This is a genomic window from Cupriavidus sp. LA-1 (assembly GCF_055385985.1).
Window position 1 is genome coordinate 1,264,668 of the sequence record NZ_AP031388.1, and the last position, 25,506, is coordinate 1,290,173.

At 68.1% G+C, this 25,506-nt stretch carries 25 protein-coding genes; 14 read left to right on the forward strand and 11 right to left on the reverse strand.

Going from position 1 to position 25,506, the window contains the following annotated elements:
- Window positions 1–52 precede the first annotated feature (52 nt).
- Window positions 53–1,048, forward strand: coding sequence for an NAD(P)H-dependent flavin oxidoreductase (locus ACZ5MJ_RS24990; protein WP_464226363.1), 996 nt, complete (start codon window positions 53–55; stop codon window positions 1,046–1,048).
- A 55-nt stretch (window positions 1,049–1,103) separates the two neighbouring features.
- Here the strand turns inward: ACZ5MJ_RS24990 and ACZ5MJ_RS24995 are convergent, their stop codons facing one another.
- Window positions 1,104–1,646: a PadR family transcriptional regulator gene (locus tag ACZ5MJ_RS24995; protein WP_464226365.1), complete on the reverse strand. Its 543-nt coding sequence runs from the start codon at window positions 1,644–1,646 to the stop codon at window positions 1,104–1,106.
- A 62-nt stretch (window positions 1,647–1,708) separates the two neighbouring features.
- Between ACZ5MJ_RS24995 and ACZ5MJ_RS25000 the strand changes: the two genes are divergently transcribed.
- The 5 genes from ACZ5MJ_RS25000 (at window position 1,709) to ACZ5MJ_RS25020 (ending at window position 4,403) form a co-directional block, all read left to right on the forward strand.
- A complete protein-coding gene (locus tag ACZ5MJ_RS25000) occupies window positions 1,709–1,891 on the forward strand; it encodes a hypothetical protein (RefSeq protein ID WP_464226366.1) in 183 nt (60 codons plus the stop codon).
- 103 nt (window positions 1,892–1,994) lie between these two features.
- Window positions 1,995–2,222, forward strand: a complete 228-nt coding sequence (locus ACZ5MJ_RS25005) for a hypothetical protein (RefSeq protein ID WP_464226367.1) — start codon at window positions 1,995–1,997, stop codon at window positions 2,220–2,222.
- A gap of 187 nt (window positions 2,223–2,409) precedes the next feature.
- On the forward strand, window positions 2,410–3,510 hold the full coding sequence (locus ACZ5MJ_RS25010) for a saccharopine dehydrogenase family protein (protein WP_464226368.1): 1,101 nt from the start codon (window positions 2,410–2,412) through the stop codon (window positions 3,508–3,510).
- On the forward strand, window positions 3,507–3,980 hold the full coding sequence (locus ACZ5MJ_RS25015; RefSeq protein ID WP_464226369.1) for a DUF2269 family protein: 474 nt from the start codon (window positions 3,507–3,509) through the stop codon (window positions 3,978–3,980). Before ACZ5MJ_RS25010 ends, ACZ5MJ_RS25015 begins: the two co-directional genes overlap by 4 nt.
- A 186-nt stretch (window positions 3,981–4,166) precedes the next feature.
- Window positions 4,167–4,403 carry a hypothetical protein gene (locus tag ACZ5MJ_RS25020; RefSeq protein ID WP_464226370.1) on the forward strand — a complete coding sequence of 79 codons (237 nt, stop codon included), beginning with the start codon at window positions 4,167–4,169 and terminating at the stop codon, window positions 4,401–4,403.
- A 25-nt stretch (window positions 4,404–4,428) separates the two neighbouring features.
- Here the strand turns inward: ACZ5MJ_RS25020 and ACZ5MJ_RS25025 are convergent, their stop codons facing one another.
- Both ACZ5MJ_RS25025 and ACZ5MJ_RS25030 read right to left on the reverse strand, forming a co-directional pair.
- Window positions 4,429–5,766 (reverse strand): MFS transporter, encoded by a 1,338-nt coding sequence (locus ACZ5MJ_RS25025; RefSeq protein WP_464226371.1) that lies wholly within the window; start codon window positions 5,764–5,766, stop codon window positions 4,429–4,431.
- A 67-nt stretch (window positions 5,767–5,833) separates the two neighbouring features.
- Entirely contained in the window at window positions 5,834–7,579 is a 1,746-nt protein-coding gene (locus ACZ5MJ_RS25030; protein WP_464226373.1) for an IlvD/Edd family dehydratase, read from the reverse strand.
- 211 nt (window positions 7,580–7,790) lie between these two features.
- Between ACZ5MJ_RS25030 and ACZ5MJ_RS25035 the strand changes: the two genes are divergently transcribed.
- Window positions 7,791–8,774, forward strand: a complete 984-nt coding sequence (locus ACZ5MJ_RS25035; RefSeq protein WP_464226374.1) for a LysR substrate-binding domain-containing protein — start codon at window positions 7,791–7,793, stop codon at window positions 8,772–8,774.
- Window positions 8,775–8,794: 20 nt separating this feature from the next.
- On the opposite strand, the gene ACZ5MJ_RS25040 is transcribed toward ACZ5MJ_RS25035, so the two are convergent.
- The 4 genes from ACZ5MJ_RS25040 to ACZ5MJ_RS25055 form a co-directional block, all read right to left on the reverse strand.
- A complete protein-coding gene (locus ACZ5MJ_RS25040; RefSeq protein ID WP_464226375.1) occupies window positions 8,795–9,970 on the reverse strand; it encodes an L-rhamnonate dehydratase in 1,176 nt (391 codons plus the stop codon).
- Between the two features lie 90 nt (window positions 9,971–10,060).
- Entirely contained in the window at window positions 10,061–11,077 is a 1,017-nt protein-coding gene (locus tag ACZ5MJ_RS25045) for a 4-hydroxythreonine-4-phosphate dehydrogenase PdxA (RefSeq protein WP_464226376.1), read from the reverse strand.
- A 15-nt stretch (window positions 11,078–11,092) separates the two neighbouring features.
- A complete protein-coding gene (locus tag ACZ5MJ_RS25050) occupies window positions 11,093–12,058 on the reverse strand; it encodes a Bug family tripartite tricarboxylate transporter substrate binding protein (RefSeq protein ID WP_464226377.1) in 966 nt (321 codons plus the stop codon).
- Between the two features lie 74 nt (window positions 12,059–12,132).
- On the reverse strand, window positions 12,133–13,119 hold the full coding sequence (locus tag ACZ5MJ_RS25055) for a LysR family transcriptional regulator (RefSeq protein ID WP_464226378.1): 987 nt from the start codon (window positions 13,117–13,119) through the stop codon (window positions 12,133–12,135).
- Window positions 13,120–13,232: 113 nt separating this feature from the next.
- Between ACZ5MJ_RS25055 and ACZ5MJ_RS25060 the strand changes: the two genes are divergently transcribed.
- Together ACZ5MJ_RS25060 and ACZ5MJ_RS25065 are read left to right on the forward strand one after the other, a co-directional pair.
- The gene (locus ACZ5MJ_RS25060; protein ID WP_464226379.1) at window positions 13,233–14,165 is read left to right on the forward strand and encodes a dihydrodipicolinate synthase family protein; all 933 of its coding nucleotides are present in this window, start codon (window positions 13,233–13,235) and stop codon (window positions 14,163–14,165) included.
- Between the two features lie 20 nt (window positions 14,166–14,185).
- Window positions 14,186–15,769, forward strand: coding sequence for an aldehyde dehydrogenase (NADP(+)) (locus tag ACZ5MJ_RS25065; protein ID WP_464226380.1), 1,584 nt, complete (start codon window positions 14,186–14,188; stop codon window positions 15,767–15,769).
- A gap of 3 nt (window positions 15,770–15,772) precedes the next feature.
- Here the strand turns inward: ACZ5MJ_RS25065 and ACZ5MJ_RS25070 are convergent, their stop codons facing one another.
- On the reverse strand, window positions 15,773–16,699 hold the full coding sequence (locus ACZ5MJ_RS25070) for a LysR family transcriptional regulator (RefSeq protein ID WP_464226381.1): 927 nt from the start codon (window positions 16,697–16,699) through the stop codon (window positions 15,773–15,775).
- 152 nt (window positions 16,700–16,851) lie between these two features.
- Window positions 16,852–17,337 (reverse strand): SixA phosphatase family protein, encoded by a 486-nt coding sequence (locus tag ACZ5MJ_RS25075; protein ID WP_464226382.1) that lies wholly within the window; start codon window positions 17,335–17,337, stop codon window positions 16,852–16,854.
- Between the two features lie 158 nt (window positions 17,338–17,495).
- Between ACZ5MJ_RS25075 and ACZ5MJ_RS25080 the strand changes: the two genes are divergently transcribed.
- A complete protein-coding gene (locus ACZ5MJ_RS25080; RefSeq protein ID WP_464226609.1) occupies window positions 17,496–18,152 on the forward strand; it encodes a dienelactone hydrolase family protein in 657 nt (218 codons plus the stop codon).
- A gap of 111 nt (window positions 18,153–18,263) precedes the next feature.
- A complete protein-coding gene (locus ACZ5MJ_RS25085; protein WP_464226384.1) occupies window positions 18,264–19,310 on the forward strand; it encodes a phytoene/squalene synthase family protein in 1,047 nt (348 codons plus the stop codon).
- Window positions 19,311–19,325: 15 nt separating this feature from the next.
- On the opposite strand, the gene ACZ5MJ_RS25090 is transcribed toward ACZ5MJ_RS25085, so the two are convergent.
- Window positions 19,326–20,507, reverse strand: a complete 1,182-nt coding sequence (locus ACZ5MJ_RS25090; protein ID WP_464226385.1) for an FIST signal transduction protein — start codon at window positions 20,505–20,507, stop codon at window positions 19,326–19,328.
- A 150-nt stretch (window positions 20,508–20,657) separates the two neighbouring features.
- The gene (locus tag ACZ5MJ_RS25095) at window positions 20,658–21,644 is read right to left on the reverse strand and encodes a Bug family tripartite tricarboxylate transporter substrate binding protein (protein WP_464226386.1); all 987 of its coding nucleotides are present in this window, start codon (window positions 21,642–21,644) and stop codon (window positions 20,658–20,660) included.
- A 189-nt stretch (window positions 21,645–21,833) separates the two neighbouring features.
- On the opposite strand from ACZ5MJ_RS25095, the gene ACZ5MJ_RS25100 reads away from it, so the two are divergent.
- From ACZ5MJ_RS25100 to tcuB, 3 genes are all read left to right on the forward strand, one after another.
- On the forward strand, window positions 21,834–22,760 hold the full coding sequence (locus ACZ5MJ_RS25100) for a LysR family transcriptional regulator (RefSeq protein WP_464226387.1): 927 nt from the start codon (window positions 21,834–21,836) through the stop codon (window positions 22,758–22,760).
- A 112-nt stretch (window positions 22,761–22,872) separates the two neighbouring features.
- Entirely contained in the window at window positions 22,873–24,282 is a 1,410-nt protein-coding gene (gene tcuA / locus ACZ5MJ_RS25105) for an FAD-dependent tricarballylate dehydrogenase TcuA (protein ID WP_464226388.1), read from the forward strand.
- Window positions 24,269–25,468, forward strand: a complete 1,200-nt coding sequence (tcuB, locus tag ACZ5MJ_RS25110; protein WP_464226389.1) for a tricarballylate utilization 4Fe-4S protein TcuB — start codon at window positions 24,269–24,271, stop codon at window positions 25,466–25,468. Before tcuA ends, tcuB begins: the two co-directional genes overlap by 14 nt.
- Window positions 25,469–25,506 lie beyond the last annotated feature (38 nt).

Sequence of the window (25,506 nt, forward strand, 5' to 3'; positions counted from 1 at the left end):
GCATCGCATTCGCTTCACCGGACTACCCCGAATTACCCAGGAGACTTCACCCATGGCCCTTCCCGCCCAACTCCAGAACCGGCTGTCGCTGCCGGTGGTCTGCTCGCCGCTGTTCATCATCTCCAACCCCGACCTGGTCATCGCCCAGTGCAAGGCCGGCGTGGTGGGTTCGTTCCCCGCGCTGAATGCGCGCCCGGCGCCCAAGCTGGAGGAATGGCTGGACCGCATCACGACCGAGCTGGCCGAGCACGACGCGAAGCACCCCGACCGCCCGTCGGCGCCGTTCGCCGTCAACCAGATCGTGCACAAGTCCAACGACCGCCTGGAGCATGACCTGGAGCTGTGCGTGCGCTACAAGGTGCCCATCGTGATCACCTCGCTGGGCGCGCGCAAGGAAGTCAATGACGCGGTGCACTCCTACGGCGGCATCGTGCTCCATGACGTGATCAACAACGCCTTCGCGCGCAAGGCCATCGAGAAGGGTGCGGACGGGCTGGTGGCGGTTGCCGCCGGTGCCGGCGGCCATGCTGGCACGCTGTCGCCGTTCGCGCTGCTGCACGAGATCCGCGAATGGTTCGACGGCCCGCTGCTGCTGTCGGGCGCGATCTCCAGCGGCGACGCCATCCTGGCCGCGCAGGCCGCCGGCGCCGACCTGGCCTATATCGGCTCGGCCTTTATCGCCACGCAGGAAGCCAATGCGCAGGACGGCTACAAGCAAATGATCGTCGACAGCAGCGCCAACGACATCGTCTATTCCAACCTGTTCACCGGCGTGCACGGCAACTACTTGCGCGGCAGCATCGAGCGCGCCGGGCTGGACCCGAACGCGCTGCCCGAATCCGATCCGTCGAAGATGAATTTCGGCTCCACCAGCGTCAAGGCGTGGAAGGACATCTGGGGCGCCGGCCAGGGCGTGGGCGCGATCAAGCGCGTGGTGCCCGCGGGCGAGCTGGTGCGCCGCTTCGCCGAGGAATATGCGCTGGCGCGCCGCCGCCTGGGCCTGGGCGAAGCGAAGCAGGCCGGCACGCGTGCCGTCGACCTGGCCTGACGCAGCCAGTCATTTCCCCTAGCAGCCTGTAGCCGCCCGCCCATGCGCGGTGCGGCTACAGCAGGGGCAGCAGTTCCTCGCCCCAGGCCACCCAGTCGTTCTCGAAGCGGATACCGCGCTGCAGCAGCGCATAGCGCAACCGCTGCGCGCGGTCCATGTCCGGCGCCGAGAAATCGCGCCGCTCGATGGCAAGGTAAGTCTCCAGCCGCCCCCGGTGCAGCGCGATCAGCCGCCGCATCTCTTCACCGAGGCCTAGCGGCCCGATCACTGCATCGGCGCGCAGCTTGACCAGGATCTCCTCACGCTGGTCCAGTCCGGCGCCCGGCGCCAGCACCCAGCGCGCCAGTTCGCCGCGGCCGGCCGGCAGCACCCGGTAGACCTTCTTGCGGTTCCTGCGGTCCGCGGAGCCCTCGCCTTCAGCATCGCTCTCGTCGGCGGCAATCCAGCCGTTGTCCGCCATGCGTCCCAGCTCGCGGTAGATCTGCTGGTGCGTGGCATGCCAGAAATAGCCGATGGAACGGTCAAAGCGCCGCGCCAGGTCGTAGCCGGACGATGGCTTTTCGATCAGGGAGATCAACAAGGCGTGCTGGGTCGACATGCGTCTGGGCGGGGCCCGCGGGGGCGGTTATGGTTTTGGGGCGGGTAGGGTTGGCGGCGGGTATGGCACGCATGCGCGCCGGCGGCCGGACTGCAAAAAACTGGCGCTATGGTAGCGCAATGCCGGCCTGGCGCCGCGTAGCCGCCGCCTCGGTCCTTGCCTTCCCTGGCATGGCGCTCAAACCATTGATTCATCAAATTTGCCAGTTTCGAAATTTCCTCGCAACCAGAATTAAAAAACGCTGAATGGCATTTTTGCCCCGCATGCCATACATTCCATACATTGAAACCAGTGCGAGCAACACAATCCACCCCCGGCCGCACCACGCAGCAACCCTGGAGTGTGTCCATGACCGGAAAAACCCTGCTTGCCGAAGATCGCGACGTGGCCTGGGAAGCCGACGCTGGCGAGCGCCCGCTCAGCTTCCTGACGCCAATGCGCGACAAGGCGCCAATCTACTACCGTCTGCCCGATACGCCTGACGGGCACCATGTCAAGGAATACGCCAGCGGCCTGCGTCAGCTGGTGCGCTTTGTCGGCGTCGAGGAACAGGTCGTCAAGTACAGCCTGGGCTGACCAGGCACGAACTGTTTTCCTGTGGTTGTCTCCTCCAAGCCCGATCCTGCGGGCAGGGACTTGAACCCGCGAAGTTCGCGGGTTTTTTCTTGGCCCCCACCCCCCTTGGCCTGTATTTGCGCCACCTGGCTGCTCGATTCCCTACAATCCGGCTCAGGAATCGTCACTACGATCGCATGGCTGGAATATGCATACGGTACTTGTCCTGGGCGGTTATGGCTTTTTTGGCGCGCGCATCAGCCAGGCGCTGGCGCAAAATCATCAAATCCGCTTGCTGATTGCCGGACGCGACGGCCAGCGTGCGCGTGAATTCGCCCATGGACTTGGACTTGCGGCGGAGCAAGGCCTTGCCCTCGATGCGCGCGCCCCGTCGCTCGCGCAGCGCTTGGGAGAACTGGACGTCGATACCGTCGTTCATACAGCCGGCCCCTTCCAGGGGCAGGACTACGCGGTGGCAAGAGCTGCCATTTCCGCCGGGGCAAACTATATCGATCTGGCGGATGGCCGCGACTTCGTCAACGGCATTGGGTGCCTCGATCAGGCCGCCCGGGACCAGGGGGTGTTTGTGACCAGCGGGGCAAGCTCATTGCCCGCGCTTTCGTCGGCGGTGGTCGATCGATACCTGAAGCAGTTCGGCCGGCTCGAGTCAATTCGCCACGGCATCGGCTCCGGCGCGCGATCACCCGGCGTGGCCACCATGCGAGGGGTGTTCGGCTACTGTGGCAAGGCATTTTCCAGGCTGGAGAACGGCCGATGGCAATCCACCCACGGCTGGCTGGACCTCCGGCGCCATCGCTTTCCCGCGCCAGTCGGCCCCCGCTTGCTCGGCAGTTGCGACGTGCCGGACCTGGTGCTGTTCCCGCGGCGCTATCCGACGGTGCAAACCGTGACGTTCCACGCGGGCTTCGCCAGTGCCGCCGGTCACTTGTTCGTCTGGGCCGCCTCACAACTGGTCCGGCTGCGCCTGATTCCCAGGCTCACCCCGCTGGTCCGTCCGCTGCATCGCATCAGCCAATGGCTGGAGCCCCTGGTCAGCGACAAGGGCGGCATGTTCGTTTCGATGGAGGGGCTGGCTCATGACGGCGCACCGCTTCGGATCGACTGGCATCTGGTTGCGGCCCGGAATCACGGGCCGCATATTCCCTGTGGCGCCTCCATTGCGCTGGCAACAAGGCTGGCGCGGGGAGAGCAGCCACCCTGCGGCGCCACCCCCTGCGTCGGCATCCTGTCGGTAGAGGAATACCTGGCTGCCCTGCAGGGATTCGACGTGCGGGAGGTTCAGGCATGAGCGGCTACCTGCTGATCAAGTGGCTGCATGTCCTGAGTTCCACGGCACTGTTTGGCACGGGCATTGGCATCGCCTTCTTTAAATGGATGGCAGACCGCAGCGCGGATGTGCGGGCAATCCGCATCACCACCGAGCGTACCGTGCTTGCCGACTGGATCTTCACCACGCCGGCCGTCATCGTGCAGCCGGTGACAGGCTTCGCCATGGCGTACTACGCCGGCTACCCGATGCTTGGCGGATGGATCGCCTATGCAAGCTGCCTGTACCTGCTTGCCGGGGCCTGCTGGCTGCCGGTGGTCTGGCTCCAGCTACGCATGCGCGATCTCGCCCGGGCGGCCGATGCCAGCGGCACGCCGCTTCCTGCCCGGTACTGGGCCTATGCGCGCCTCTGGTTCTGGCTTGGCGTTCCGGCATTCACGGCACTGCTGGCAGTGTTCTGGCTGATGGTCAGCAAGCCGGACTTTGCATGATGCGCAAGCGCCGGACCGGCGCTCGGCAGCCCGCGCCAGCGCCTGCCTCAGAGCTGCGGCGCGCCTTCGGCCTCGGCACCGCACGCCTTGTCCAGCACGCGGTGGCCACCGTGCAATAATCCCAGCGCCGGGAACGAAGGTTGCAGGACCCGGCACAATGGTCCGGCGCAACCAGGAGGAAGCCCAATGTATATGGTCTACTGGTCCGAAGCCGACGGCACCGGGCTACGGCCCCACGCGCAGTCATTCCCCAGCGATGCCATGCGCGAGGCGCTGCGCTTTACCGAAGCGCTGCGCCAGCGCCAGCACGCGGGCGAGCCGGTGAGCTTTGTCACGCTGTGCTCGGAGAATCCCAACTCGGTGGGCCGGGCAGGTGCGGCGGATCCGCCACCGGATTATGAGTGGAAGAAGCGGCGGCCGTGAGGCCCCCTTTGGCCGCCTTCCACCCTCATGCCGGCCCAGCTGCGGGCCGCAGCGCGGCGCGCACGACGAAGGCCATCAGCACCGCAAACAGCAGCATCACTGCCAGGAAATACAGGCCGGCGGCAAGGCTGCCGGTGGCGTCCTTGATCACGCCGATGCCATACGGCCCGAAGTAGCCGCCGAGGTTGGCCAGCGAGTTGATCGTGGCGATGCCCACCGCGGCGCTGGCGCCGGTCAGGAACTCACCCGGCAGCGCCCACACCACCGCCTGGATCGAATAGATCGAGAAAGCCGTCAGACAGATAAACAGGAACTGCAGCGCCGGCGACTGGACCCATGCGCTCAGCGCCATGGTCACCGCCGCCATGCCGGACACCACCACGATATGGCCGTAGCGCTCGCGCTTGCGGTCCGAATGGCGCGGCACCAGGTAAAGCCCGACCACGGCAAACAGGTAGGGCACGGCCGACAGCAGCCCGGTCATTGCATCGGTAACGCCGAATTGCTTGATGATGGTCGGCAGCCACAGCGACAGCCCGTAGATGCTCAGCGGGAACGGCAGAAACAGCAGCGACAGCAGCAGTACGCGCTTGTCCCGGAGCGCCTGCAGCGGATTGCCGTGGGATTTCAGCGCGTAGGCGGCCTGGTCGGCAGCCAGTTCACGCTCGATCCAGGCGCGGTCGCCCGGCGCGAGCCACGCCGCGCTGGCCGGGGACTCGGGCAGCAGCTTCAGCGTGGGCAGGCACAATAGCACCGCGGGCAGGCCGCTCAGCACGAACAGCGTCTGCCAGTTGTCCATGCCGAACAGGCCATGGGTCGACAGCACCAGCCCCGCCAGCGGACCCGTGATGATCAGTGCGATCGGCTGCGCCAGCACCAGCAGTCCGATGATGCGTGCGCGGTGCCGCATCGGGAACCACTTGGTCAGGAAGTAGAGGATGCCGGGGTAGAGGCCCGCTTCGGCCGCGCCCAGCAGGAAGCGCAGGGCATAGAAGCTGTGGGGGCCGCTGGTCAGCGCCATCGCCATGGTGATGATGCCCCACGTGAGCAGGATGCGCGCAAACCAGCGGCGTGCGCCGAAGCGCTCCAGCGCCAGGTTGCTAGGCACTTCGCAAAGGAAGTAGCCGACGAAGAACAGGCCGGCGCCCAGGCCATAGGCCGCATCGCTGATGCCGACGGCCGCGTTCATGTGCAGCTTGGCGAAGCCGACCACGGAGCGGTCGATATACGCGACCACGTAGATCAGCGCCAGGAACGGGATCAGCCGGCGCACCAGCATGCCGATGATGCGGCTTTCCTCCATCGCTTGTGAATGTTCGCCCGGGGCGGCGCGCTCGATCGGCGCGGTCTGGGTGCCGTGCATGGCAAGTCTCCTCTTATTGTGGCAGGCAGGATCGCGCCGGCTGCGCGGCGGCAGCCGGCGCCGTGGTTCAGTGCGAGTGGCGCGGCACCTCGCGGCCGCGGCAGCCCACCAGGAAGTCGAGGTCGCAGCCCTCGTCCGCCTGCAGTACGTGGTTGACGTAAAGCTTGCGATAGCCGCCGTCGGCCGGGGCTTCCAGCGGCTGCACGTCGGCCATGCGGCGCGCGAACTCGGCTTCATCGATATCGAGGTGCAGACGCCCGGCCTCGCAGTCGAGTTCGATCCAGTCGCCATCGCGCACGATCGCCAGCGGGCCGCCCGCCGCGGCTTCCGGCGCCACGTGCAGCACCACCGTGCCGTAGGCGGTGCCGCTCATGCGCGCATCGGAGATGCGCACCATGTCCTTGACGCCCTGGCGCAACAGCTTGGGCGGCAGGCCCATGTTGCCGACCTCGGCCATGCCCGGGTAGCCACGCGGGCCGCAGCGCTTGAGCACCAGCACCGAGTTCTCGTCGACGTCGAGCGCTTCATCGACGATGCGTTCCTTGTAATGCTCCAGGTTCTCGAACACCACGGCGCGGCCGCGATGGCGCAGCAGCCTGGGCGTGGCGGCCGAAGGCTTGAGCACCGCCCCGCGCGGCGACAGGTTGCCGCGCAGGATGCGGATGCTGCCGTCGCGGATCAGCGGCTGGTCCAGCGGGCGGATCACTTCATCGCTGGTGATCGGCGCGTCCCTGACGTTGTCCCAGATCGCCTTGCCGTTGACGGTCAGCGCATCAGGATGCGGCAGCAGGCCCGCTTCGCCCATGCGGCGCAGCACCGCGGGCAGGCCGCCAGCGTAGTAAAACTCTTCCATCAGGAAGCGGCCAGACGGCATCAGGTCGACGATGGTCGGCGTGTCGCGCCCCACCTTGCTCCAGTCTTCCAGTTCCAGCGGCACGCCGATGCGGCCCGCGATGGCCTTCAGGTGGATCACCGCGTTGGTGGAGCCGCCGATCGCGGCGTTGACGCGAATGGCGTTCTCGAAGGCCTGGCGCGTCAGGATCTTCGACAGCGTCAGGTCCTCGCGCGCCATCTCGACGATGCGGATGCCGGACATGTGGGCCAGCACGTAGCGGCGCGAGTCCACCGCGGGAATCGCCGCATTGTGCGGCAGCGAGGTGCCCAGCGCCTCGGCCATGCAGGCCATGGTCGAGGCCGTGCCCATGGTGTTGCAGGTGCCGGCCGAGCGCGACATGCCGGCCTCCGCCGACAGGAACTGGTGCAGGTTGATCTCGCCCGCCTTGAGCGATTCATGGAGTTGCCACACCGCGGTGCCCGAGCCGATGTCCTTGCCGTCGAGCTTGCCATTGAGCATCGGCCCGCCAGTGACGACGATGGCCGGAACGTCGCAGCTGGCCGCGCCCATCAGCAGCGCCGGCGTGGTCTTGTCGCAGCCGGTCAGCAGCACCACCGCGTCGATGGGATTGCCACGGATCGCTTCCTCGACATCCATCGCGGCCAGGTTGCGCGTCAGCATCGCGGTCGGGCGCAAGTTGGACTCGCCGTTGGAGAAGACCGGGAACTCGACCGGGAAGCCGCCGGCTTCATACACCCCGCGCTTGACGTGCTCGGCCAGCTTGCGGAAGTGTGCGTTGCACGGCGTCAGTTCCGACCACGTATTGCAGATGCCGATCACGGGGCGGCCGTCGAAGGCGTGGTCGGGGATGCCCTGGTTCTTCATCCAGCTGCGGTACATGAAGCCGTTCTTGTCCGCGCTGCCGAACCACGCCGTCGAGCGCAGCGGCTTGCGTTGCTTGTCCTTGGAATCCGACATGTTGTTCCTGATGCGATGGCCGCCATGGCTGGCGGCCGGAATGGCAGGGACGACGGATCCAGCGGCGTTGCGTCAGGGCCGCGCGGCGCCACGCTGTCTCCGGTCGTTTTTCTTTTGTCGGACGGAGTGTATGCAGCTTGCCGATATGCTACTAATGAAGAGTTCGGCCATTGCCATATCGATTCCGGCATTGGTATTAACCCTGATATTTATGCAAGCCCCCGTCCCTCCCCCTGCCCCGAACACCGCGCCGCTCTGGCAAACCCACACCCGCCTCAAGACCCGGCAACTGTTGCTGCTGCTGGCGGTCGCCGACGAAGGCAGCATCCATCGCGCCGCCGAGCGGCTGGCGATGACGCAGCCGGCCGCGTCGAAACTGCTGCGTGAACTGGAAGAGATGCTGTCGGTGCCGCTGTTCGAGCGCCTGCCGCGCGGCATGGAGCCGACTGACTACGGGCGGGCGATGATCCGGCATGCGCGCGCGGTGATTGGCAGCCTGAACCAGGCGCGTGAGGAAGTGCTGGCCCTGAAGGCGGGCCGGCTCGGCCATGTGGCGATCGGCGCCATCACGTCGCCGGGCGTGCGGCTGCTGCCGCCGGCGATCGCGCAGATCAAGGCGCGCTACCCGGGCCTGCGGGTGTCGGTGGAGATCGACAACAGCAACGTGCTGCTCGACCGCCTGGGGCAGGAAAAGCTGGACATGGTGGTCGCGCGGCTGTTTCCCGAACACGACAAGGGGCGGCTGCGCTATGCGCCGCTGTCGGAAGAGCCGGTGTGCGCGGTGGTCAGGCCGGGCCATCCGATGCTGTCGGCACAGGGCCTGTCGCTGGCCGATACCACCGAGGCCGCGTGGCTGATCCCGCCGGCGGGCACGGTGCTGCGCCACCGCTTCGAGCTGATGTTCCAGCGCGCCAGCCTGGCGCCGCCGGTCAATGTGGTGGAGACCGCCGCACTGCTGTTCCTGACGCGCATGGTGACGCAATCGGACATGATCGCGGTGCTGACCGCCGATGTGGCACAGTACTACGCCGCGTTCGGCATGGTCGAGATCCTGCCGATGACGATGCCCTGCCATATGGACGACTTCGGCCTGATCACGCCGACTGACAGGCTGATGTCGCCGGGCGCGCTGCTGGTGGCCGATGCGCTGCGCGAAATCGGGCAGGCCATCTATGGGGGACAGGCGCCGGGCTGAACCGGCGCCTGCCGCCTGCTTCAGCCGATGATATCGAACTGGCTGAAGTAGTCCTCGTTCAGCTCCAGCCCCAGCCCCGGCAGGTTGTCGTCCAGCTGCAGGTAGCCGTTGTCCGGCGCGGGATCGCCCTTGAAGATGTAGTAGAACAGCTCATTGCCGACTTCGACGTCGTGCACCGGGAAGTACTCGGCCATCGGCGAAGCGGTCGACGCCATGGTCAGGTGGTAGTTGTGCATCTGCCCGGCGTGGGGGATCACGGGCACCGACCAGGCCTCGGCCATGGCGTTGATCTTCTGCGCCGCGGTGATGCCGCCGACGCGGTTGGTGTCGTACTGGATCACGTCCACCGCGCGGCGCTCGAGCAGGTCCTTGAAGCCGTATGAAGTGAACTCGTGCTCGCCGCCAGAGATCGGGAACGGGCTCGCCTTCTTCAGTTCGGCATAGCCTTCGATATCGTCGGCAATCACCGGCTCTTCCAGCCAGCGCGGGTTGAACTCGGCCATGCGCGGCAGCATGCGGCGCGCGTACTCCAGGGTCCAGCCCATGTAGCACTCCAGCATGATGTCGACGCCGTCGCCGACCAGCTCGCGCAGCAGGCGCACCTGCTCGAGGTTCTTCAGCATGCCGGCGGGGCCGTCCTTGGGGCCGTAGCCGAAGCGCATCTTCATCGCGGTGAAGCCCTGGTCGAGATAGCGCTGTGCTTCGGCCAGGAAAGCGTCGCGGTCGTCGTTGTTGTAGAGCTTGGAGGCATAGCACCAGATCTTTTCCTTGGTGCGCCCGCCCAGCAGCTTGAACACCGGCTTGCCGACCGCCTTGCCCATCAGGTCCCACAGCGCGATATCCACCGCCGAGATCGCCGCCATGCCGATGCCCTTGCGGCCCCACGCATGGGTACGGCGGTACATCTTCTGCCACAGGTATTCGTTGTCGAACGGGTCCTGGCCGATCACCACCGGCGCCAGATACTGGTCGACGATCTCCTTGGCCACGCGCGGCGCCAGCGCGCAGTTGCCGATGCCGACCAGGCCGGTATCGGTTTCCACTTCCACCACCATCCAGCCATGGAAGCGGAACGAGCCCATGGCGTCGCCGCGCTCGAACAGGATGTCGGTGGCGTTGGTGCAGAAATGCGCCTGCGGCGGCACGGTCTTGCCCTTCCATTCAAAGACGCGGGCACGGACGTTGGTGATCTTCATGTTCAGCTCCTGATGGCGATGCGTTGGCGCGAACGCTCCCCGGCCGCGCCGGGGGCGGTCATGCTGCTGTTGGTGTGGTGAAGCGGGTGGCTAGGCCACGGCGCGCCGTTGCGCACCCATGCGGCAGGCAATCTGGAACGCCTGCTGCGTGGCGCCCGCATCGGCGCGGCCCTGCTGCGTGATGTCGAAAGCGGTGCCGTGCGCGGGCGTGGTGATCGGCACCGGCAGCCCGCCCTGCACCGTCACGCCGCGCGAGAAGCCCATCAGCTTGATGCCGATCTGGCCCTGGTCGTGATACATGGTGACGATGGCATCGAACTGCCGCTGCGACGGCCCGCCCTGCACTTTCAGGAAGATGGTGTCGGCCGGGAACGGACCGTCGGCAGCCACGCCGCGCTCGCGCGCCGCGGCCACCGCCGGGGCGATCACATCGATCTCTTCGCGGCCGAAGGCGCCGTTGTCGCCGTTGTGCGGGTTCAGGCCGCACACCGCGATGCGCGGGCGCGCCATGCCGGCACGGCGCAGGGCCTGGTCGATCAGGTCGATGGCGCCGCCCACGCGTTCGTGCGTGATCATCGCCGGCACGTCCTTGAGCGCCACGTGCGAGGTCACGCGCGAAGTCCATAACCCGTCCAGCACGTTGAACTCGCAGAAGTTGCCGTGATAGCCAAGCCGCTCGGCAAACCAGTGCAGTTCATCGCTGTGTGTCATGCCGGCGGCGTGCAGCGAGCTCTTGTTCAGCGGCCCGAACAGGATGGCGTCGGCCTGGCCCGCCTGCGCCAGTCCCAGCGCCTGCGCCAGCGTGCCCAGGCTGTAGCGCCCGCCCTCGGCGCTGGCCTGGCCGCGCGCATAGGCCGGGCGCTCCGGCAGCTGCCAGTGGTACAGGCGCGGCTTGCCGTCATCGGCAAAGGCGGGCACATCGGTCTCGGCCAGCGCCAGGCCGGCGCCTGCGACCTGCATGCCGTGGCGCCATTCGTCGCGGTCGGCGATCAGCAGGATGTCGGCCTGCGCGGCGGTTGCGGGATCGGCCAGCAGCCTGGCGATCAGTTCAGGGCCGATGCCGGCGGGGTCGCCCAGCACCATGGCGATTCTTGGACGGGAATGCATGAGACTTCCGGGAAATTATTGGTCGAGCCTGACGCCCAGTTCAGCGATCAGCTTGCCATAGCGCGCATACTCGGCACGCGAAAAGGCATCGAACTGCGCCGCGGTCAGCGTGCCGGGCACCGCGCCCACATCGCCCAGCCGGCGTACCGTGTCAGGGTCCCTGATCACCGTGGCCAGCGCGGCGCCCAGCTTTTGCAGCGTCGCCGGCGGCGTGCCGGCCGGCGCATAGACACCGTACCACGCGCTCATCTGGATGCCGGGCACGCCCGCTTCAGCCAGCGTGGGCACGTTGGGCAGCAGCGCCGAGCGCTGGTCCGCGGTGACCGCCAGCGCGCGCAGCTTGCCGGCCTTGATATGGCTGATGACCGACGGCATGGTCTCGAAGCTCATGTCCACCTGCCCGCCCATCAGGTCCACCAGCGCGCTGCTGCTGCTCTTGTACGGCACGTGCAGCAGCTTGCCCTGGATCTGGCGCGCAAAGGCCGCGCCGGCCAGGTGCTGGGTGCTGCCGACCCCGGACGAGCTGTAGCGGAACTTGTCCGGGCTGGCCTGGATCTGCGCCACCAGCGCCTTGACGTCGCGCGCCTGCACCTGGGTGTTGACCACCAGCACATTGGGCACCGACGACACCAGCGCCACCGGCACCAGGTCCTTGAGCGGATCGAACTGCAGCTTGAGCAGGTGCGGCGCAATCGCCTGCGAGGTGACCACGCCCATCAGCAGCGTATTGCCATCCGGCGCCGCCTTGGCGGTGATGTCCGCCGCAATGGTGTTGGAAGCACCGGGACGGTTGTCCACCACCACGGGCTGCTTCAGTTGCGCGGAGAGCTTGTCGGAGACGATGCGCGCCATCACGTCGGTGCCGCCGCCGGGCGCCGCGCCCACCATCAGCCGCAGCGGCCGCGTGTCCTGGGCCCATGCGGTGCCGGTTGCCGCCACCGTGGCCAGGCCGGCGAGTGCGCAGGCGATCCATGTCTTCATTACTGTCTCCGTGGTTTTGCGGTCCGGCTCTGCGGCGCGGATGGCCAGACTATAGGAGCATCAGCGATTCGCCACTACTGACGTTTTTTGAACTGGCGATCACCTGGAGTTATACCTAGGGTCTGTTCCGTGGCGCGCGGCAAGGCCTTCAGGATCGCCACCAGCTGCCGCGCCGCCGCGGACAGGGCGCCGCCGCGCCGCGTCACGATGCCAAAGGTCTGCTGCCGGGACTGCAGCGACACCGGCAGGATGCGCAGCATCTTCTGGCGCGCGAACGTCGCCGCCACGCCGGTCGGCAGCAGCGACACCAGCCCGGGGTCGCCCTGCAGCATGGCCACCGTGACCAAGGCTGACGAGGTCGAAATCGCATTGGCCGGGACGCTCATGCCGGCCAGATCCAGCTCGCGCTGCAGCAGCGCGTGCATCGGCATATGGCCGGCATAGGTGATCCAGCGATAGCCCGCCAGGTCGGCAAACCCCATCGCACGCGCGCGCGGCGCAGGGTGCGAATGGCCCACCACGACGGCGACCCGCTCGTCGCCCAGCGGGTGGTAGTGATACCGGGCCGGTTCATCGCTGACCAGCGAGCGGCCGATCACCAGGTCGAGGTGGCCGTCATCGAGCAGCCCCAGCAGGCGCAGGCTGGTGTCCTCGATGATCTCCAGCGCCAGTTCCGGCTGCGCCTGGCGCAGCTGCGCCAGCGCCGGCACCAGTACCTCCGGCACCGCGCCCATGATCACGCCGATGGCCACCCGCCCGCCGCTGCCGGCGCGGATGCCCGCCACCTCCTCGCACATGGCGCCCAGGTCGGCCACCAGCTGCCGTGCATGCCGGATCACGCAATGGCCAAAGGCATTGGGGCGCATGCCGCGCCTGGAGCGCTCGAACAACGGCGCTTCCAGCATGCCCTCCAGTTCCTGCAGCGACTTGCTGGCCGCCGACTGGGTCATCGACATGGCGGCGGCAGCCTGGTGCAGCGAGGGGTGCTCGTCCAGCGCGATCAGCAGTTGCAGCTGCTTCATGCGCAGCCGGCCCGTCAGGGTGTCGAGGGTGGATTTCATGGCCGGGATCAGTGAGTCGCAAAAGCGATCACCAGATGGAAAGGTTTCAATATACAGCCCGCAAGACGGCTCGTATATTGGCCCGGTCCATGCACAAGCAGCCGGAGCAGACCATGACCCGCACCCCATCCCCTACTGTCTACCGCGGCGTATTCCCGGTAGCGCCCACCATCTTTGACGCCCAAGGCGGCCTCGACCTCGACGGCCAGCGCCGTTGCATCGACTTCATGATCGATGCCGGTTCGCACGGCATCTGCATCCTGGCCAACTTCTCCGAGCAGTTCGTGCTGAGCGACGACGAGCGCAACGTGCTGATGAAGACCGTGCTCGAGCATGTGAACGGCCGCGTGCCGGTGATCGTCACCACCACGCATTTCAGCTCGCGCCTGTGCGCCGAGCGCAGCCGCGCGGCGCAGGATGCGGGCGCGGCCATGGTGATGGTGATGCCGCCCTACCACGGCGCCACCATCCGCGTGCCCGAACGCAGCATCTACGAATTCTTCGCCACGGTCTCGGATGCCATCGACATCCCCATCATGATCCAGGACGCACCGGTCAGCGGCACCACGCTGAGCGCACCGTTCCTCGCGCGCATGGCGCGCGAGATCGGCAATGTGTCGTACTTCAAGATCGAAGTGCCGCAGGCCGCGGCCAAGCTGCGCGAGCTGATCGAACTGGGCGGCGACGCCATTGTCGGTCCCTGGGACGGCGAAGAGGCCATCACGCTGATGGCCGACGTGGAAGCGGGCGCCACCGGCGCCATGACCGGAGCGGGCTTCCCGGACGGCATCCGCCAGATCCTCGATGCCTGGCAGGCCGGCGACGCCGAACTGGCCGCGCAGCGCTACCAGCAATGGCTGCCGCTGATCAACTACGAAAACCGGCAAGGCTGGCTGGCCACCAGCAAGGTGCTGATGCAGGCAGGCGGCGTGATCGCCTCTGACGCGGTGCGCCACCCGCTGCAGCCGATGCACCCGGCCACCCGCGAAGGCTTGTTGAAAATTGCGCGCCGGCTGGATCCGCTGGTGCTGCGCTGGGCCCGCTGATCTGATCGAAAGGACAAGGCATGACTCTCTCAGGCGAACTCCTGATCGGCCGCCGCGCGGAACGCGGCACCAACGGCACCCTCCACGCCATCGACGCGGCCACTGGCGCCACGCTCGAACCGGCCTTCGGCGGCGCCACGCCCGCGCAGCTGGACCAGGCCTGCGGCCTGGCGTGGCAGGCATTTGACGTCTACCGCGAGACCGCGTCCGGGCGGCGCGCCGATTTCCTCGATGCCATCGCCGCCAATATCCTGGCGCTGGGCGACGTCCTGATCGACCGCTGCACCCGCGAATCCGGCCTGCCGCGCGCGCGCATCGAAGGCGAGCGCGGCCGCACGGTCGGGCAGTTGCGCATGTTTGCAAGCCTGCTGCGCCAGGACGATTTCCTCGACCTGCGCGTCGATCCGGCCCAGCCCGAACGCAAGCCGCTGCCGCGCCCCGACCTGCGCCTGCGCCAGATCCCGCTGGGCCCGGTGGCGGTGTTCGGCGCCAGCAACTTCCCGCTGGCGTTCTCGGTGGCCGGCGGCGACACCGCCTCGGCCCTGGCCGCGGGCTGCCCGGTCATCGTCAAGGCGCATCCGGCGCACCCGGGCACATCGGAACTGGTCGGCCGCGCCATCCGCAAGGCCGTCGACGACATGGACCTGCCCGAAGGCACCTTCTCGCTGCTGTTCGATGCCGGACTGGAGGTCGGGCAAGGCCTGGTGGCCGACCCGCGCATCAAGGCGGTCGGTTTCACCGGCTCACGCGCCGGCGGCATGGCGCTGATGGCGATCGCAGCCGCACGCGGCGAGCCGATCCCCGTATTCGCCGAGATGAGCAGCATCAACCCCGTGCTGCTGTTGCCGCGCGCGCTGGCCAATCGCGCCGAAGCCATCGGCACGGCCTTTGCCGATGCGCTGACGCTGGGCGCGGGGCAGTTCTGCACCAACCCCGGCCTGGTGCTGGCGGTTGCGGGGGACGGCCTGGATCGCTTCCTGCAAGCCGCGTCGTCACGGCTGGGCACGTTGCCCGCGGCGACCATGCTGACGCCCGGCATCCATCGGGCCTATTGCGCCGGCGTCGATACGCTCGCCAGCCATGCGCAAGTGCAGACCGTTGCCCGTGGCATCGCGGGATCGGCTGCGCAGGGGCAGGCCGCGCTGTTCGCCACCGACGCCGGTGCCTTCCTGGCCGACCAAGCGCTGCGCCACGAAGTCTTCGGTGCCGCCGCGCTGGTCGTGCGCTGCAGCGACCTGGCGGAGATGCGGCGCGTCATCGACGCACTGGAAGGCCAGCTGAGCGCCGCGCTCCATATCGACGATGCCGACCACGACGCGGCCCGCGCCTTCCTGCCCGCGCTGGAGCGCCTGGCGGGACGCATCCTGGTCAATGGCTTCGGCACGGGCGTGGAGGTCGGGCATGCGATGGTGCATGGCGGGCCCTGGCCGGCAACCTCGGATGGCCGCAGCACCTCGGTCGGCAGCCTCGCCATCGCGCGCTTCCTGCGCCCGGTCAGCTACCAGGACATGCCGGCTGGCCTGCTGCCGGCGTCGCTGCGCCCGGACAGCCCGCAGCGCCAGGCGTGGCGCATCGACGGCAAGCGGCAGGGCACGGGCGCCTGACGCCTACCTCGACAACGCCCGCAACGCATCGATCAGCAAGCTCATCGATGCGGTCAGCGGGCGGCCCCGCCGCGTGACAATGCCATAGGGCCCCAGCTTGCGCGGCAGGGGCAGCGGCAACACCGCCAGCGCGCCAAGCCGGCCGTAGTAGGCGGCGACCGACTCCGGCAGCACCGCAATCAGCTCGCTGTCGCCCAGCAACGACGTGGTCATCAGCACCGCCGCGGTCTCGATGGTCGACGGCGGCGCCGGCACGCCCGCATCCTCGAAGGAACGATCGATCAGCGCGCGCATCGGGCTGGGGCGCGGCTGCATGATCCACGGGTAGCGCGTCAGTTCCTCGAACGACAGCTTGCGCCGCCGCGCCAGCGGGTGCTGCGGCCCAACCACGATGGCCAGGCCCTCGTCGCCCAGCTGCTCGAACTCCAGCCCGCTGCTGTCCCAGCCGTCCGGCACGCGCCCCAGCACGATATCGAGCTGGTCGCGCTCAAGCTGCGGCATCAGCACGTCGCTGGTCTCCACCTGCACCGCCACCTCCAGCCGCGGATGGTCGCGATTGAGCTGGCGGATCACGTCGGCAAGCAGCCCCGGGGTTGGGGCCATCACCGCGCCGACCCGCACGCGGCCGATCTTGCCGGACTCCAGCGCCACCAGCTCGTCGCGCAGCCCGCCCATGTCGGCAAACACCAGCCGCGCATAGCGCGTCGCGGCCAGCCCGAAGCGCGTGGCCCGCAGCCCGCGCGCGTGGCGCTCGAACAGCGGCACGCCGAGCAGCTCTTCCATGTCCTGCAGCATCTTGCTGACCGCGGGCTGCGTCAGCGTCAGTGCTTCCGCGGCCTGGCGCAGCGAACCGCGCTCCTCCACCGCCAGCAGCAGGCGCAGGTGCTGCATTTTCAGGCGGCCGTGGAGGGTGCTGACGGGTGGGATCATGGGTCGGGGCGAAAGGGAATGGCGTGAGGGCGGGCCTGGGCCTGCGATCACAAATTCTTATCGCTTCGCACCGGATGGTCAAGCCGGGGCTATCACTGCCACGCCCCTTGAGTCCTGGCCTTTTGGTTGCCGCAGCAGCTGCGGCCATTGGCTTACTTCTTCGGCGAGTCCAGCGAGGCTTTCGCCGGGGTGATTTCCCCGACCTCCTCCCACGCCTTCGTGTCGAAGCGGAATGTGGCGACGGCGCAGGTAGGCATGTCGGTGATCTCGCCCGACAAGCGATGCGCGAGGTCGGTGAACTCGGGGTTGTGACCGAACAGCATCACGCTGCCAAGCTTCTTGTCGAGCGCATGGATGACGGCCAGCAGTGCGTCGGCGCTGCTGGCGTAAAGCCGGTCATCGATCACGATGTCCTGGCGTTCATAGCCGAGCTCGTCGGCGATCAGCTGCGCCGTGGTCAGTGCGCGCACGGCCGGACTCGACACGATCTGATCGGGCTTCACCTTGCGGCCGGCCAGGCGCCTGCCCATTTCCGGCGCATCGTGCCGGCCACGCTCATCCAGGGGGCGCTCGCGGTCGGGCAGGGACGGAACATCGCGACTTGACTTGGCATGCCGGACGAGAAACAGGGTCTTCATGTTGCCTCCTGATCCATGGGGATGGTTGTCGATTGCGCACGTCAGGATCCCTGCACACGGCGACTGGCCTCGCCGCCACGCCCGCCCTATAGTGGACTTGGATGGGCGCGATTGCAACGCGAGGCACGTCAACGCACCACCTGTCGGAGGACTGCGCCATGCGGAGCAATTCAGAAGCCATCGAGGTTGTGATCCCCGCCGGCGGCGTGGACCTGCAAGGCATACTCACGTTGCCGCCCGGCGCAGTCGCATTGGTATTGTTTGCGCACGGCACGGGCAGTTCCCGGCTTAGCCCGCGCAATCGCCATGTGGCCGCGGAGCTCAATCGCTGCGGCATGGCAACGCTGCTGATGGACCTGCTCCTGCCGGAGGAAGACCAGGTGCAGGCCATCCGCTTCGACGTCGAGCTCCTGGCGACACGGCTGGCGCAGGCGACAAGCTGGGTGGCGCGGCAGCAAGCCGTGCCACAGCGGTTCGGCTACTTCGGCGCCAGCGTTGGTGGCGCCGCGTCGATCCGTGCCGCGTGCCAGTCGCCCATCCCGGTACACGCCGTTGTTTCGCGCGGGGGCCGGGTCGACCTGGCGGGCCCCGACGCCCTGGCGAAACTGTCTGCGCCCACCATGCTGATCATCGGCGGGCTGGATCTGAGCGTCCTGGAACGCAATGAGTCGGCCTATGCCCAGCTGACATGCACCAAGAAACTGGTGATCGTGCCCGGCGCCTCCCATTTGTTCGAGGAGCCTGGCGCACTGGAATCGGTCGCTCGCCTGGCGGCGCAGTGGTTTGAGCGTTATCTCGGCAAAGACTCGTCCTGAACACGGCCTGCCATCTGCCCCTGGTGTCGAAGGTACAATGCCCGGGCCCGGCCGGACGGTCGGCCGGGCCATGTCACTTTCGCCAACCTCTCAGGGAACAGGACACCACCCATGCGCGAACCCAGCCGGGCGTTCCTCCTCGGTCCGCTGCTCAAAGGCGTCTCGCGTTCGTTCTACCTCACGCTGCGCGTGCTGCCCGCCCGGATGCGCGATCCGGTTGGCCTGGCCTACCTGCTGGCGCGCGCCGCGGACACGATTGCCGATACCTCGCTGATCCCGCCGCAACGGCGGCTGGCGCTGCTGCTGGCGTTGCGCGACCAGGTCAACGGTGCGACCGCAGACGCGGCGCTGGCCGACAGCATCGCCACAGAGGTGGCGGACCAGCAGGAACAGTCGGATGAGCGCATCCTGCTCGAGTCACTGGGCCCCGCGCTGGCGGTGCTGGCGCAACTGGACGCGGATGACCGGCAAGCGGTACGGCAGATCGTGTCGACCCTGACCGAAGGCATGGAATTCGACCTGCGCACCTTCCCCGACGAGCGCGCCGGCCGCATCGTCGCGCTGCGCGAACCGGAAGCGCTTGACCGCTACACGTATCTGGTCGCCGGATGCGTGGGCGAATTCTGGACCAGCATGACTGCCGCCCACATGCCCGGCGCGATCGGCGAGCCCGACGCCATGCTGCGTCGCGGGGTTCGCTTCGGCAAGGCCTTGCAGATGACCAATGTCCTGCGCGACTGCGGCAAGGACCTGCGCATCGGCCGCTGCTATCTGCCGGCCACGATGCTGCACCAGCACGGCTTGAGCCCGCAGGACCTGCTGCTGCCCGACGCCTCGCTGCGCGCGCGCGCCCTGATGCGCGAACTTGTGCGCAAGACACTGGACCACTTTCACGAGGCGATGGCCTATACGCTGGCCATCCCCCCTCGCTTCATCCGGCTGCGGCTGGCATGCCTGTGGCCCATCCTGATCGGCATGGAGACCTTGCTGCTGCTGGTGCGCAACGACAACTGGCTGGACTGCGCCCAGGCGTCCAGGGTGCCGCGCAGCCAGGTCTACCGGATCCTTGCGTATTCGCTGCCGATGGTGCTGTCCAACGGCCTGCTGCGCACCTGGTTTGCGCGCCAGGTGCGCAGCATCGATGCCGTCGTCCGCTGACGCCTGCATGCCAGGTCAGTGGCCGGTGAACACCGTCAGCACCCCCGTATAGCCATAGAGGTGATCCCTTGCGATCTCGCCGCCGGCAAAGAAGCCGGCCAGCGGCAGGTCACCCAGCGCCTGGCGCACGGTCTGGAGCTCGGCATGCGGGGCGCCGAAATGCGGCCCGCCCCTGCCCGCGCAGCTGATATAGAGCGCGCCACGTGCGCTGCCGCGGCCGCCGTGCTCGATCTCCGTGCGGATTTCGGTGGCGACGCGCACCAGGTCCGCACGCGCCGCGGCGGCATTGCGCTCGCAGAAAGCCAGCCGCATGCCGGGCGCGACCATGTCGGCCAGCGCCAGCACGCGGTGCTGCACGTCCAGGCCGATCAGGTGGCGCACCAGCGTATCGGCGCCAAATCGTCCGGGCAGGACCGGGGCATCGTCGGCGGCTGAATTCAGGCCCGCCAGCGTTCCGGAGAGTGCCTCCGCCATGGTCTCCACCGGGGCGTCGCGTTCGACGCCCAGGTCATGCAGGATGCAATCCAGGGCCGGCTTGCCATCCAGTTCGAACAGCAGGTTGTGATCGCTGCGTGTCACGGCGCGCGCCGGCCCGATCGGCTGGCAGCCCTGCGTGACGCGCGAAACCAGCTCCACCTCGGGCCCGAACAAGACGCCCGACAACCCGCCGGAGAAGACGCCATCCGCGATGTGCAAGGTACGGTTGCGCGCGGAGGACAAGCCGCCGAACAGGTAGCCGGTGGCCGTGCGCGCGCTCAGTTCGCGCAGCAGCTCCTGCAGATCCGGTGTGCTGCTCTCGGCATGCACCAGCGCGGTATGGGGAATAAACGCGGAAGACCGTGGCGGCAAAGGCTGGCGCCCCGAGAACAGCTGGAAGGACTCGCGCGGAAACGGCGCCGCCATCAGCACCATGCCGGGCTGGTCGATGTACTCCACGCCGCTGGCCGACACCCCCACGCCGACCGCACCGATCCAGGACACGCCGGGCCAGTTCTGCTGCAACGCCGCAAGGATAGCCTCGGCGGCCAGCGCGTAGTAGTCGCTCAGGTAGCACCAGCCGAGCGTGAGCGGCGGCGGGTGGTCCAGCCGCGCCTGGCGCAGGAAGTCCTGTGTGTCCAGCTGGCGCTGGCAGTCGGCCAGCGCGACCTGCCATTCGACATGGGCCGCGTCGGCGTGAACGAAGGTCAGGTCATGCATGGCAATGCTCCCGGGTCCAGGCTGGCCACATCCATTGGACCCTGGCCGGCAAGGGGTGTTCAGATCCAGGTTCTGGCGGCTGGCCGGCCGCCGCGGGCGCTGCGCACGGTCTCCCGGTGCAGCCAGCGCCGCATCCTGTGCGCGTGGCCGCTATTCCGCCTTCGCCCCCGAATCCCGCGCCACCTTGCCCCACTTGTCGGTCTCGGCGCGGATAAAGGCGGCAAGCTGCGTCGGCGTCAGGTCGCCCGCGGTCACGCCCTGCTCGTCGAACCGCTTGCGCACCTCCGGCGCCTGCAACAGCCTGGCCAGTTCCGCCGATACGCGCTGTTCGATCGCCGCGGGCGTGCCGCGCGGCGCCATCAGCGCGAACCACGTGGTGACGTCGTAGCCCTTGACGCCGCTCTCCGTCAGCGTCGGCACGCCGGGGTAGGCGCCGGAACGCTTCGCGGTGGTGACCGCCAGCGCCCTGACCTTGCCGCTGCGCACGTGTTGCAAGGCCGACGGGCTGGTCTCGATCGCCATCTGGATCTGGCCTGCGATCAGGTCGGTCATCATCGGCGCGCCGCCCTTGTACGGCACGTGTGCGATGTCGGTGCCCGTCAGCGCGCGGAACAGTTCGCCGGACAAGTGCTCGGTGCTGCCGATGCCGGCCGAGCCGTAGTTGACCTTGCCGGGATGCGCCTTGATATAGGCGATCAGGTCGGGTACGGACTTCACCGGGATTGCAGGATTGACCACCAGCACATTGGGCGTCAGCGCCACCAGGCCCACCGGATCGAGGTCGCGCGTGAACTCGTAGGGCAGGCTCTTGTAGATGGCCGGCGCCATGGTGTGGGCGACGGTGGCCAGCAGGAAGGTGTAGCCGTCGGCCGGCGCGCGCGCCACGTTGGCCGCGCCGAGGGTGCCGCCGGCGCCGGGGCGGTTGTCCACCACCACCGGCTGCTGCAGCGCCTCGCCCAGCTTCTGGCCGATCGTGCGGGCGAGGATGTCGGTGGTGCCGCCGCTGGCGAACGGCACCACCAGCGTGATCGGTTTGGTCGGCCAGTTGTCCGCGGCGAACGCGGCGGGCGCGCCCAGCACGGCGCTGCCGGCAAGGCAGGCCACCAGGGCGCGGCGAATGCGCGAAACGGTTGTCATGCAGTCTCCTTTGCGGGAAGTCATGTAGTGATCGGATGGCGGTGCGGGCCGCCCGTTTCTGACCGGTGCGACTCTACGCAGCGGCTGGCAAGCGCGCCATCGGGCGGGCGTTAACGGGTCTTCAGGATTCGTGAACCGTGGCAGGTTTTCCGCTACCATGCGGGCAAATTGCAGCAGCGGGGACGCGGCATGGAACTGAGGCAACTGCGCTACTTCATCAGCGTGATCGAGCACGGCAGCATGGGCAAGGCGGCGCTGGAGCTGGGCGTGGTCACGTCCGCGCTGAGCCAGCAGATCAGCCGGCTGGAGAGCGAGCTGTCGACGCGGCTGCTGCAGCGCACTTCCACCGGCGTGGTCGCCACCGACGCCGGGCTGGCCTTCTGGCGCCAGGCCCAGCTGGCGCTGCGCCATATCGACGACGCCGCGCTGGCCGCGCGGCAGGCGCGCCTGTCTGGCCATGTCAGCGTGGGCCTGCCGCCCAGCACCGCGGCAGTGCTGGCACTGCCCTTCATGCAGGCCATGCGCGAGCGCTACCCCGACGTGCGGCTGCGCATGGTGGAGAGCCTGTCCGGCTACCTCGGCAGCATGCTGAGCGCACGCCAGATCGACCTGGCGGTGCTGTTCAGCGAAGAGCCCGCACAGCGCTGGAGCGTGCTGCCGCTGCTCGATGAGCGCCTGTTCGTGATCGGCGCCGAGGGACTGGCCGGCATGCCGCGCGGCGAGCAGACCTCGGTGGCGGCACTGGGCAAGCTGCCGCTGATCCTGCCCAGCGGCTCGCACGGGCTGCGCGCGCTGGTTGCTGCGTGCTTCCGCCAGGCCAGGCGCGAGCCCCAGGTCGTGGCGGAGATCGACGGACTCGCCATCCTGATGGACGCCGTGCGCGGCGGCCTGGGCGCCACCATTCAGCCGGGCGCGGCGCTGGCGCGCAGCCACGGCACGCCCTACCGCAGCATCCTGGTCAGCGACGCAGGCGCCACGCGGCCCAACCTGCTGGTCAGCCTGTGCGACGATGAACTGTCGCCGGCCGGCCTGGCCGCGCGCGTGGTGCTGGCCGACGTCGCCACCACGCTGGTGCGCGAAGGACGCTGGCCCGGCGCCACGTTGCGCCCGCGCTGAACCAGGCGCCGCCCGGGCCGGGCTTCACGAAAACTGAAGCCCCCTTGCCGCCCCCCTGATGGCGCCGGCTCGCCTTGCCCGCCAAGATGACGCCAGCAAGGAGACAATTCCGATGGTCGACGTATTGGTAATTGGCGGCGGCAACGCGGCCCTGTGCGCGGCGCTGATGGCGCGCGAAGCCGGGGCCACGGTGCAGCTGCTCGAATCCGCGCCGCGCGAGTGGCGCGGCGGCAACTCCCAGCACACGCGCAACCTGCGCTGCATGCACGACGCGCCGCAAGACGTGCTGGTCGACGCCTATCCCGAAGAAGAGTACTGGCAGGACCTGCTCAAGGTCACCGGCGGCATCACCGACGAACACCTGGCGCGGCTGGTGATCCGCGCGTCGTCCACCTGCCGGCCGTGGATGCACAGGCATGGCGTGCGCTTCCAGCCGCCGCTGTCGGGCGCGTTGCACGTGGCCCGCACCAACGCCTTCTTCATGGGTGGCGGCAAGGCGCTGGTCAATGCGTATTACCGCAGCGCCGAAGCGATGGGCGTGCAGGTCCGCTATGACACCCCGGTGGACGCCATCGAACTGGACGGCGACCGCTTCGTCGCCGCGCGCAGCGGCAGCCAGCGCTTCACCGCGCGCACCTGCGTGCTGGCCGCGGGCGGTTTCGAATCCAACCGCGAATGGCTGCGCGAGGCCTGGGGCCAGAACGAACGCGGCGAATGGCCCGCCGACAACTTCCTGATCCGCGGCACGCGCTTCAACCAGGGCGTGCTGCTGCGCTACATGATCGACGCCGGCGCCGATGCCATCGGCGACCCGTCGCAATCGCACTGCGTCGCCATCGACGCGCGCGCGCCGCTGTACGACGGCGGCATCTGCACGCGCATCGATTGCGTGTCGCTGGGCATCGTGGTCAATCGCGACGCCGGGCGCTTCTACGACGAGGGCGAGGACTTCTGGCCCAAGCGCTACGCCATCTGGGGCCGGCTGGTGGCGCAGCAGCCCGGGCAGATCGGCTATTCGATCATCGACAGCCAGGCCATCGGCCGCTTCATGCCACCGGTGTTTCCCGGCGAGAAGGCCGACACGCTGCCGGAGCTCGCGCGCAAGCTGGGGCTGCCGGAAGCCGCTTTCGTGCAGACCGTGCAGGACTACAACGCCGCCTGCCGCGCCGGCAACTTCGACCACACCGCGCTGGACGACTGCCACACCGAAGGCCTGGCACCGGCCAAGACGCATTGGGCCAGGCCGCTCGACCAGGCGCCGTTCTACGGCTACGCGCTGCGGCCGGGCATTACCTTCACCTACCTGGGCCTCAAGGTCAATGACCGCGCCCAGGTGCACTTTGGCGGCAAGCCAAGCGGGAATCTGTTCGTGGCAGGAGAAATGATGGCCGGCAACGTGCTCGGCAAGGGATACACGGCCGGTGTCGGCATGTCGATCGGCACCGCCTTCGGGCGCATCGCGGGCACACAGGCTGCCTTCGCAGCAGGCATCGACACGGGAGCTGTTCATGCAGAAGCTTGAAGCCCTGGCACGCGAGGCCGCGCAACTGGCCGAGCAGGGCGCTGCCGCTGCGGCGCCGCAAAGCCGCGTGATCCGCGTGCTGCCGCTGAGCGACAACGAAGCCGAAGTCGCCCGGCAGATGCAGATCTGCAATGCCTGCCGCTACTGCGAAGGCTTCTGCGCGGTGTTCCCGGCCATGACCCGCCGGCTTGAATTCGGCAAGGCCGACGTCCACTACCTGGCCAACCTGTGCCACAACTGCGGCGCCTGCTACCACGCCTGCCAGTACGCACCGCCGCACGACTTCGGCGTCAATGTGCCGCAGGCGATGGCAAAGGTGCGGCTGCAGACGTATAGCGAATACGCATGGCCCGCGCCGCTGGGCAAGCTGTACCAGCGCAACGGCCTGACGGTGTCGGTGGCGCTGGCGATCAGCCTGGCATTGTTCCTGGCGCTGGCCGCCACGCTGGGCGGGGCGCTGTGGCAGGCGCATGCGGGCGGCAATTTCTACGCGGTATTCCCGCACAACACGCTGGCGGCATGGTTCGGCGGGGTGTTCGGCTTTGCCGTGCTGGCGCTTGGCTTGGGCGTGCGCCGCTTCTGGCGCGATGTGTCGGCCGGTACGGCATCGGCGCCCGCCGTGGCCGAGACGGCCAGGAACGTGCTGGCACTCACCTATCTTGACGGCGGCCACGGCGACGGCTGCAACGAGGCCAGCGACCGCTTTACGCTGGCGCGGCGGCGCTTCCACCATTTCACCTTCTACGGCTTCATGCTGTGCTTTGCGTCGACGGCGGTGGCGACCGGCTACCACTACCTGCTGGGCTGGCATGCGCCCTACCCGGTCACAAGCCTGCCGGTGCTGCTGGGCACCGCCGGCGGCGTGGGCCTGCTGGTGGGCCCGGCCGGCTTGCTGTGGCTGAACCTGCGCCGGCACCCGATGCATGGGGATGCCAGGCAGCGGCCGATGGACCGCGGCTTTATCGCGCTGCTGCTGCTGACCAGCGCCACCGGGCTGGGGTTGCTGGCGGGGCGCGGCACTGCGGCGATGCCGCTGCTGCTGGCGGTCCACCTGGGCGTGGTGATGGCGTTGTTTGCGACGCTGCCTTATGGCAAGTTCGCGCACGGCATCTATCGCAGTGCGGCGCTGCTCAAGTCCGCGATCGAGAAGCGGCAGAAGAACACACTGCAGTTAGGCAGCGATTGAGCGGCAGCGATGCCGGCGGCCACGCATAAGCAAAAAAG

What these genes read in the sequence shown, in the direction of transcription:
- ACZ5MJ_RS25045 (WP_464226376.1), bottom strand. Translation starts at nt 11,077, where the DNA reads ATGCATTCCCGTCCAAGAATCGCCATGGTGCTGGGCGACCCCGCCGGC.
- ACZ5MJ_RS25040 (WP_464226375.1), bottom strand. Translation starts at nt 9,970, where the DNA reads ATGAAGATCACCAACGTCCGTGCCCGCGTCTTTGAATGGAAGGGCAAG.
- ACZ5MJ_RS25075 (WP_464226382.1), bottom strand. Translation starts at nt 17,337, where the DNA reads ATGAAGACCCTGTTTCTCGTCCGGCATGCCAAGTCAAGTCGCGATGTT.
- ACZ5MJ_RS25055 (WP_464226378.1), bottom strand. Translation starts at nt 13,119, where the DNA reads ATGAAATCCACCCTCGACACCCTGACGGGCCGGCTGCGCATGAAGCAG.
- ACZ5MJ_RS25020 (WP_464226370.1), top strand. Translation starts at nt 4,167, where the DNA reads ATGTATATGGTCTACTGGTCCGAAGCCGACGGCACCGGGCTACGGCCC.
- ACZ5MJ_RS25060 (WP_464226379.1), top strand. Translation starts at nt 13,233, where the DNA reads ATGACCCGCACCCCATCCCCTACTGTCTACCGCGGCGTATTCCCGGTA.
- ACZ5MJ_RS25015 (WP_464226369.1), top strand. Translation starts at nt 3,507, where the DNA reads ATGAGCGGCTACCTGCTGATCAAGTGGCTGCATGTCCTGAGTTCCACG.
- ACZ5MJ_RS25035 (WP_464226374.1), top strand. Translation starts at nt 7,791, where the DNA reads ATGCAAGCCCCCGTCCCTCCCCCTGCCCCGAACACCGCGCCGCTCTGG.
- ACZ5MJ_RS25065 (WP_464226380.1), top strand. Translation starts at nt 14,186, where the DNA reads ATGACTCTCTCAGGCGAACTCCTGATCGGCCGCCGCGCGGAACGCGGC.
- ACZ5MJ_RS25080 (WP_464226609.1), top strand. Translation starts at nt 17,496, where the DNA reads ATGCGGAGCAATTCAGAAGCCATCGAGGTTGTGATCCCCGCCGGCGGC.
- ACZ5MJ_RS25000 (WP_464226366.1), top strand. Translation starts at nt 1,709, where the DNA reads ATGGCACGCATGCGCGCCGGCGGCCGGACTGCAAAAAACTGGCGCTAT.
- tcuB (WP_464226389.1), top strand. Translation starts at nt 24,269, where the DNA reads ATGCAGAAGCTTGAAGCCCTGGCACGCGAGGCCGCGCAACTGGCCGAG.
- tcuA (WP_464226388.1), top strand. Translation starts at nt 22,873, where the DNA reads ATGGTCGACGTATTGGTAATTGGCGGCGGCAACGCGGCCCTGTGCGCG.
- ACZ5MJ_RS25090 (WP_464226385.1), bottom strand. Translation starts at nt 20,507, where the DNA reads ATGCATGACCTGACCTTCGTTCACGCCGACGCGGCCCATGTCGAATGG.
- ACZ5MJ_RS25095 (WP_464226386.1), bottom strand. Translation starts at nt 21,644, where the DNA reads ATGACAACCGTTTCGCGCATTCGCCGCGCCCTGGTGGCCTGCCTTGCC.
- ACZ5MJ_RS24990 (WP_464226363.1), top strand. Translation starts at nt 53, where the DNA reads ATGGCCCTTCCCGCCCAACTCCAGAACCGGCTGTCGCTGCCGGTGGTC.
- ACZ5MJ_RS25030 (WP_464226373.1), bottom strand. Translation starts at nt 7,579, where the DNA reads ATGTCGGATTCCAAGGACAAGCAACGCAAGCCGCTGCGCTCGACGGCG.
- ACZ5MJ_RS24995 (WP_464226365.1), bottom strand. Translation starts at nt 1,646, where the DNA reads ATGTCGACCCAGCACGCCTTGTTGATCTCCCTGATCGAAAAGCCATCG.
- ACZ5MJ_RS25050 (WP_464226377.1), bottom strand. Translation starts at nt 12,058, where the DNA reads ATGAAGACATGGATCGCCTGCGCACTCGCCGGCCTGGCCACGGTGGCG.
- ACZ5MJ_RS25070 (WP_464226381.1), bottom strand. Translation starts at nt 16,699, where the DNA reads ATGATCCCACCCGTCAGCACCCTCCACGGCCGCCTGAAAATGCAGCAC.
- ACZ5MJ_RS25005 (WP_464226367.1), top strand. Translation starts at nt 1,995, where the DNA reads ATGACCGGAAAAACCCTGCTTGCCGAAGATCGCGACGTGGCCTGGGAA.
- ACZ5MJ_RS25010 (WP_464226368.1), top strand. Translation starts at nt 2,410, where the DNA reads ATGCATACGGTACTTGTCCTGGGCGGTTATGGCTTTTTTGGCGCGCGC.
- ACZ5MJ_RS25025 (WP_464226371.1), bottom strand. Translation starts at nt 5,766, where the DNA reads ATGCACGGCACCCAGACCGCGCCGATCGAGCGCGCCGCCCCGGGCGAA.
- ACZ5MJ_RS25085 (WP_464226384.1), top strand. Translation starts at nt 18,264, where the DNA reads ATGCGCGAACCCAGCCGGGCGTTCCTCCTCGGTCCGCTGCTCAAAGGC.
- ACZ5MJ_RS25100 (WP_464226387.1), top strand. Translation starts at nt 21,834, where the DNA reads ATGGAACTGAGGCAACTGCGCTACTTCATCAGCGTGATCGAGCACGGC.